Origin of the sequence: Blautia sp. AM29-29 (assembly GCF_003480555.1) — a bacterium.
In the GTDB taxonomy this organism is placed as follows: Bacteria; Bacillota; Clostridia; order Lachnospirales; family Lachnospiraceae; genus Fusicatenibacter; species Fusicatenibacter saccharivorans.
Genome location: NZ_QUJD01000002.1, coordinates 178883 through 185141, shown reverse-complemented (window position 1 = coordinate 185141; position 6259 = coordinate 178883). Strand labels below are relative to the sequence as shown.

Sequence of the window (6259 nt, the reverse complement as noted above, 5' to 3'; positions counted from 1 at the left end):
AGTAAGAAAATTCTTTGTGTTGTGTTTCTGGCAGCCCCGGTCAGGGCGGCAGATTCAGATGAAGATATTGATGCGGCAGTGCAATTTTGTTAAACCAGGAGGTTGACAAGGAGATGTATAGAGAAATATATTTGACAGACAGACAGACAGACAGACAGACAGACAGACAGACAGACAGGAGATTTAATATGATTTCGAGAGCAAAGAAATATGTGGCAGTATTACTGGCTTTTGTATGCGTGTGTATGATATTTTCTCCCCAGACTGCATATGCAGCCGAGGACAGTTCGCAGCATGAAACTGTCAAAGTCGGTTTCTTTGCCATGGATGGTTATCATGTGATGGATGAAGAAGGCAACCGCAGCGGGTATGGCTATGATTTTCTTCGGCTGATGGCCCGTTATTGGGATGTAGATTACGAATATGTCGGATATGATAAGAGCTGGGATGATATGCAGCAGATGCTTGAAGATGGCGAGATTGATATGGTAACATCTCCCCGCAAAACACCGGAAAGAGAAGAAAAGTTTGATTTTTCACGTCCGATCGGAACCAATAATGGGATTCTGACCGTCCGCAGTGACAACAGCACGATTGTGGATGGCAATTACAGTACTTACAACGGTATGCGTGTGGCACTTTTGAACGGAAGCACACGAGATAAAGAGTTTGCGGATTTTGCAGGCAATAAAGGATTTACATATGATTCATTTTATTTTGATACGACAGAAGAGATGGAGGAAGCTCTTCAGAGCGGAAATGTTGATGCTATTGCTGCCACTTCTATGAGAAAAACAAATAATGAGCGTATCTTGGATAAATTTGACAGCGGCGATTTCTATGTCATTGTTAAAAAAGGTAATACAGAATTGCTGAATGAGATCAATTATGCAATCGACCAGATGAATGCAGTTGAGGGTGACTGGAAAACGACACTTTATAATAAAAATTATGAAAGCATCGAAACTAAGAATCTGGAATATACGGAGAAAGAAAAAAGTATTATTTCACAGTATTCCAAGGACAACCCGCTTCATGTTCTGTGTGATCCGACCCGTTATCCATATTCTTATAATGAAAATGGTGAGATGAAGGGTATTATCCCGGATTACTTCCGGAAAATTGCAGACTATGCCGGGATTTCCTATGAGTTTCTTACACCTGCCACCAGAGATGAGTATATTGCTTATCAGAAAAATAAGGAAACCACAGATATGAGCATCGATGCGCGCCTGGAAACAGATAACTATGCTGAGACGAAAAAATGGGGGATTACTGCACCTTTCATTACGATGCAGCTGGCAAGGGTGACACGGCGTGACTTTGATGGAAAAATTAATGTTGTTACTACTGTTGACCAGACAGCATCAAATTCCATTGAAGATGCAATGGCGCCCGGTGCAGAAAAACTGATGTGCAGTACCCGACAGGAAATGATGGAAGCTGTCCGTGAGGGTAAAGCAGATGCTGCCTTCGTCTACTATTACATGGCACAGGCGTTTGTGAACAGTGACACTACGGGCACCATGACATATACTCTGCTGGAACAGCCTACATTCACCTACCGCATGGTAATTTCATCAACTGAGAACCATGCGCTGGCTGGTATTCTGACGAAAGCAATGTATGCCATGCCCCAAAATCTTGTTGAAGATCTTGCAGCACAGTATACCACATACAAAGCAACAGAGCTGACATTTGTTGACTGGATCCGTCTGCATCCTGTTGTTACTGTTTTGGTTCTACTTATTTTTGGATGGCTGCTGACTGCTATGGCTGTGATAATGGTGCATCTCAGTGCAAGAAAAAAAGCTCAGAAGGCGGCCCAGGAGAAAGCTGAGGAAATGGCGGAACTGGCAGAGCATGCACAGGCTGCAAACAAGGCAAAAACAGCATTTTTGTCACATATGTCCCATGATATGAGGACACCGATGAATGCAATCATAGGATTTACCAGTATTGCAATGAAAAACAATCCGTCAGACGAAGTGAAAAATTGTCTGGAAAAGATTGACGAAAGCTCAGAGTATTTACTGTCGCTGATCAATGATGTATTAGATCTGACCCACATCGAAAGTGGAAAAGTGAAATACAATCCGGTACCGGCGGATGTGAAAAACATTACAGATTCTGCATTGGATATTATAAAAGGCTTTCTTACGAACAGGGATATCAACTTTAAGATTCAGCGTGAAGATGCAAAGATTCCGAATGTACTTGCGGATCCTGCACGCCTGCGCGATGTGCTGGTCAATATTCTGAGCAATGCCGTAAAATACACTCCGGATGGAGGAACGATTACCTTTGAAGCCCGGTGTCAGGAAAAGGGCGGGGATGGATATATAAATATGCGTTACCGCATTTCGGATACTGGTATTGGCATGAGTGAGGAATTTACAAAAGAAGTTTTTGAGGAATTTGCACAGGAAGATTCCGATGTGAGAACGCAGTACCATGGAGTTGGACTGGGGATGGCTATCGTAAAGAAGTATGTAGATATGATGGGTGGAACCATTTCCGTGCAGAGTAAAAAGCATGAGGGAACCACATTTACTGTGGATATTCCTTTGGAAATTACAGATAAGGAATGTAATAAGTCAGACACAGGTATTTCTGAAAAGGTGAATCTTACAGGTGTGAATGTCCTTCTTGCAGAGGATAATGAACTGAATGCAGAGATTGCTGCCGTGCAGTTGGAAGAGTTCGGGATGAATGTAGAAAGAGTTGTGGATGGAAAGAATGCTGTTGAGATTTTCAGAAATCATCCGGAAGGCACATTTGATGTAATCCTGATGGATATCATGATGCCTGAAATGAATGGTTATGAAGCAGCAAAAGCAATCAGGGCAATGAATGACAGACCGGATGGAAAAAACATTCCTATTATAGCAATGACAGCTAATTCATTTGCAGAAGATGTTCAGGCATCACTGGATGCAGGAATGAACGCACATTTGTCAAAGCCGATTGTGATTGATGAGGTTATAAAAACGATTATAAGGTATGTATATCATTGATTAGCAGAGGTTCATGAATTAGTGGAGTACAATTGACAGGAGCTTCGAATGTGTCATTTTTGTGTCAGAAAAAATGGTTTCGTTGCCAGAAATGCAAATATTTACAAGGCTTTTTGCAAATAAGGACACTTTTTTTAAACAAAAGGTGTTCTTTTTTTATTCCTGAAAACTTTCTATAATGATGTCAGTACAGTGATGATGAAATACTTGCTTCGGCGGGTGCACAGCAGATATTTCATTTTCTATGTGGGGGAATCTGGAGGAAAGATATGAGTAAATATTATTTAGCAGTAGACATTGGGGCGTCAAGCGGAAGACATATTTTGGGACATCTGGAAAATGGAAAGATGGTTCTGGAAGAGATCTATCGCTTTCCGAACGGCATGAAGCCGGTAAACGGAGAAAAAATATGGGACATTGAGGCTGTTTTTGGAGAAGTTGTAAATGGAATGAAAAAGTGCAGAGAACTGGGAAAAATACCGGTCAGTGTCGGCATTGATACATGGGCAGTAGACTTTGTACTTCTGGATGAAAACGATAAGAGACTGGGAAATGCCGTAGCGTATCGCGATGACCGCACCAAAGGTATGGATGCGAAAGTTTATGAGACGGTAGCCGAGGACGAACTGTATGCGACAACCGGTATTCAGAAGCAGATCTTCAACAGCATCTATCAGCTGATGGCCTTAAAAGAGAAAAAGCCGGAACTTCTGACAAAAGCCAGGACATTCCTGATGATTCCTGATTATCTGCATTTTCTGCTTTCCGGCGTAAAAGCGCAGGAATATACGAATGCAACAACAACCCAGCTGGTGAATCCAAAAACCGGAGACTGGGACAGAGAAAGAATCGAAAAGCTGGGTTATCCGGTCGAAATGTTTTTACCGATTCAGGAGCCTGGTACCGCGATCGGACATTTAAAAGAAGAAATCCAGAAAGAAGTTGGGTTTGACTGTAACGTAGTGCTTCCGGCAACACACGATACCGGATCTGCAGTGGTTGCCGTACCGAGCAATGACAAAAACGTTCTTTACATCAGTTCCGGAACCTGGTCCCTGATGGGAACGGAACTTCTGGAAGCGGATTGCGGAAAAGAAGCGATGCAGCGGAACTTCACAAACGAGGGCGGCTACAACAGAAGATACCGTTTCCTGAAAAATATCATGGGACTGTGGATGATTCAGTCGGTGCGGAAAGAAATTGCGGCAGACCAGAGCTTTGGCGAAATCTGCGAGAGTGCATCAAAATGTACGATTCCGTCCATCGTGGATGCAAACGATGACCGTTTCCTGGCGCCGGAAAACATGACCGCAGAAGTGCAGAAAGCATGCGAAGAAACCGGTCAGCAGGTACCGCAGGGAATCGCCGAAGTGGCAGCTGTAATTTACAACAGTCTTGCAAAATGCTATGCGGCAACATTACAGGAACTCGAGGAGCAGACGGGATGCCGTTACGACAACATCCATGTCGTAGGCGGCGGCGCCAATGCTGATTACCTGAATCAGCTGACGGCAAAATATACGGGAAAAACCGTACTGGCAGGTCCGACCGAGGCAACCGCAATCGGAAACCTGGCCGTACAGATGATGGCAGGAGAAGAACTTGCGGATCTGCAGGATGCGCGCAGCTGCATTTTCCAGTCGTTTGCGATTAAGCAGTACCCGGCTGTTTAACAAAATTAAGGAAGTATCCTGCTTCCATTGCGAAAAGCAATAAACAGTATGAGAGAAAAAATAGAAATCAAATTCTATTTATGTTTATGGCAGGATTGCTGCAAGGCAGTCTGCCAGTTTACAGAAAGGAGAGCAACATGTTAGTTGAAACAAAAGCAAAGGTGGGTGTATTTTCCATCGCACTTGGTGCGTATCTTCCGCAGTTTCCAAGCCTGGTTCCAGAGTTTGAAGCACAGTATGAGGCATTCAAAAAAACTATCCCGGATACCGTGGAACTGATCGACGGAGGCATTGTTACCACAAAAGAATTATCCATGCAGGCAGGAGATAAATTCCGCGCCGCAGATGTAGACCTTGTCATCTTACAGCTTTTAACGTATGCGACCAGCTACAACATGCTTCCGGCCATCCGTGACTTAAACGTACCGGTTGTCCTGGTCAATGTACAGAAACTGAAAGCGCCGGACTATGCAAATACCGATACCCCGAAATGGCTCGGCGAGCTGTATGCGTGTGGCGCAGTCGGTGAGATGGTAGCAGACCTGGAGCGTGCCGGAAAACGTCATGCTGTTATCACTGGTGTGGTAGAAGGCGGTGATGATTACGTGGCAAAAGAGATTGCAGAGTGGTGCCGCGCAGCACAGGTCCGCAGAAGATTCCGCTATACCAATATCGCACAGATTGGCCGTCCGTATCCGGGCATGATGGATCTGTATATCGATGAGACAAACCTCTACAACCGTATGGGCCTCTATACCAAACAGTTCGACTGGGAGAAAATGTGGGCCATTGCCGATCATATCACAGATGAAGACGCGATCCGTGCGAAAGCAGAGGATATTTTGAATACTTTTGATATCGAAGGCGGTGCAACGGTGGAAACCGTATGGGATATGGCAAAATATGTCGTTGCTTTTGAAGAGTGGGTAAAAGAAGAAGACCTCGGCATGATCGCGTCCCATTACGACGGATTCGCCCAGGGAATTGCTGGAAAACTGGACAGCATGCTGATCCCGGCATTTTCCATGCTGATTAAGCAGGGAACCGCCTGCGCCGTAGAAGGCGACATCAAAGTTGCCATGGCGATGAGTATCCTGAAAACGATTGCAGGAACCGGCCAGCTTTCCGAGATGTATTCCATCGACTTCAACGAGGATATTTGTATTATCGGTCATTCCGGATCCGGTGATGCCGATATTTCCCAGGCAAAGAAACCGACCATGAAGATCGTAGATGTCTTCCACGGCAAGACCGGCGGCGGATATCTGACCCAGTTCTATCCGCCAGTTGGCGATGTGACCTATCTTGGCATTACCCAGGATAAAGACGGCCACTTCAAATTTGTTGTTGCAGAGGGCGTAAACGAAGACGGCCCAATCTTTACCTTCGGTGATACCAATATGAGAACCCGCTTCTCCATCGGAGCAAGAGAATTCTGCAACCGCTGGAGCGAGGCAGGCCCGACGCACCATATGGCAGCAGCAGTGGGACGTCATATTGACACCATTCTGAAAGTGGCGAAGATTCTGGATGTGCCGGTAGATGTGATTTGCCGGTAAAATGCAATCA

At 44.9% G+C, this 6259-nt stretch carries 3 protein-coding genes; all 3 read left to right on the top strand.

From position 1 onward, the window contains the following. Positions 1–188: 188 nt before the first annotated feature. The 3 genes from DW769_RS02535 to DW769_RS02525 all read left to right on the top strand — a co-directional run bounded on the left by DW769_RS02535 (position 189) and on the right by DW769_RS02525 (position 6249). Positions 189–3017 (top strand): transporter substrate-binding domain-containing protein, encoded by a 2829-nt coding sequence (locus DW769_RS02535; RefSeq protein WP_199688466.1) that lies wholly within the window; start codon positions 189–191, stop codon positions 3015–3017. 269 nt (positions 3018–3286) lie between these two features. Beyond that, complete coding sequence (rhaB, locus tag DW769_RS02530) at positions 3287–4690, top strand: rhamnulokinase (RefSeq protein WP_117509694.1); 1404 nt, start codon at positions 3287–3289, stop codon at positions 4688–4690. A gap of 137 nt (positions 4691–4827) precedes the next feature. After that, the gene (locus tag DW769_RS02525; RefSeq protein WP_117509693.1) at positions 4828–6249 is read left to right on the top strand and encodes an arabinose isomerase; all 1422 of its coding nucleotides are present in this window, start codon (positions 4828–4830) and stop codon (positions 6247–6249) included. Positions 6250–6259: the final 10 nt, after the last annotated feature.

What these genes read in the sequence shown, in the direction of transcription:
- DW769_RS02525 (WP_117509693.1), top strand. Translation starts at nt 4,828, where the DNA reads ATGTTAGTTGAAACAAAAGCAAAGGTGGGTGTATTTTCCATCGCACTT.
- rhaB (WP_117509694.1), top strand. Translation starts at nt 3,287, where the DNA reads ATGAGTAAATATTATTTAGCAGTAGACATTGGGGCGTCAAGCGGAAGA.
- DW769_RS02535 (WP_199688466.1), top strand. Translation starts at nt 189, where the DNA reads ATGATTTCGAGAGCAAAGAAATATGTGGCAGTATTACTGGCTTTTGTA.